We start from the raw sequence: 1,417 nt of genomic DNA on the forward strand, positions 1-1,417 counted from the left end.
AGTGTTTTCCAATTCAGGTATGAGCCTGAAACCTGTGGAGTGAGCGGGTCTATTCGGGTCTGCTTCAGGCGGCTGGTCTGGATCGTTTGGTGATTGTCGCAAACAGGAGCAGCCGCGCGGCGTTGAGGGCTTGGGCGGCCTGCAGATCGGTCATCTGCAAGGCCTGGTGGTGCAGCTGCTCAAGGCTGAGGCCTGGGCGCAGCTTCGCGTCGATACCGGGCAAGCTGGCCAGCTTCTCCAGCGGCGTTCGCACCTGATCGGGGGGATAGGTCTTGCGGACCTTGCCCTTGGCATCGATCACTTCCTTGGCAAACAGGCAGGGCCGGTGCAGGTTCAGGTAGGGGTTGAGGTGCTCGCGGCAGAAGGCGTTGATCAGACCGGCAAAGCGCTGCGGGATGTGGCTGTAGCCGAAGGCCTTGCGCACCACCGAGCCGTTCTTGCCCTCGGCCAGCGCGTTGTCGTTGCTCTTGCGCGGGCGAGACTTGGTCTGCTCGGCGTGCAGCTTGTGCAGCAAGGCCGCCACCGTCTTGTTGATGTACTCGCCGCCGTTGTCGGAGTGAAAGCCCTTGATGGGGAAGGGAAACTGCTCGATGAGTTGCTCCAGCACCGGCAGCAGGCAAGCCTCGCTGATGCGCTCGCAGCAGGCCACCACCTCCCACTGGGTGAGGATGTCCACCGCGTTGATGTGATAGACCCCCTTGATGCCGTCCTGATCGCCCTGGTGCACGGAGTCGATGCGGATGAAGCCTGCCTGCCCCTGGGGATTGGGCGCACGGCGCTCGCCAATGGCGTTGACCACGGTGCGCGTCTTGGTGAAAGACAGCCGGGCGGCCTGGTACGGACGGGTCTTGCGCAGGTTGTACAGGTGCGAGGGCGACAGCTGCGCCAGGCGCTCAAAGCGCGCATCGCCGTGCACATGCCAGGCGCGGCGCAGCAAATGGGCTGTCGCAGGCCCGGACAGACAGCCATGGGCACGGTCGACCTGCACCAGCAGATCGACGTCGGCTGCGGTGTAGCGCCGGGCAAAGGCGTGGGCTGGGGCGCGGTAGCGCTTGCCCAGGGGTGCGCCGTCGAGCACGCGAGCCAGCAAGCGGCTCAGCTGCGGGCGGGAGTAGCCGCTGGTGCGGGCCAGATAGCGCCGCACCACGCCCTTGTCGGGCTTGGACAGGCGGGCGTAGTTGAAGCGGCGCACCACGCAGGCGATGTGAGCGTAGCGCGCATCGTCATCGGCAAGGGGCGCAAAGGACACGGACAGCGTGCCCTCGAGGAAGGCGCGCAGTTGGGCGATGGTGCCCAGGGCAGAGTCGTTCATGTCGATCACCATGTGAAAAATGATCGACCCAGATCGCCCCTTCAGGCTCACACCTCGTTGGAATCACAACGCCTCGTTCAGGCTCATACCTCGTTGGACAAGACT

The 1,417-nt window shown here is 64.6% G+C and carries 1 protein-coding gene; it reads right to left on the reverse strand.

The features are described from left to right. Nucleotides 1–64 precede the first annotated feature (64 nt). Nucleotides 65–1,324, reverse strand: coding sequence for a DDE-type integrase/transposase/recombinase (locus tag Tsedi_RS12100; protein ID WP_185970674.1), 1,260 nt, complete (start codon nt 1,322–1,324; stop codon nt 65–67). Nucleotides 1,325–1,417: the final 93 nt, after the last annotated feature.

Source organism: Tepidimonas sediminis (genome assembly GCF_007556605.1).
Taxonomy (GTDB): domain Bacteria; phylum Pseudomonadota; class Gammaproteobacteria; order Burkholderiales; family Burkholderiaceae_C; genus Tepidimonas; species Tepidimonas sediminis.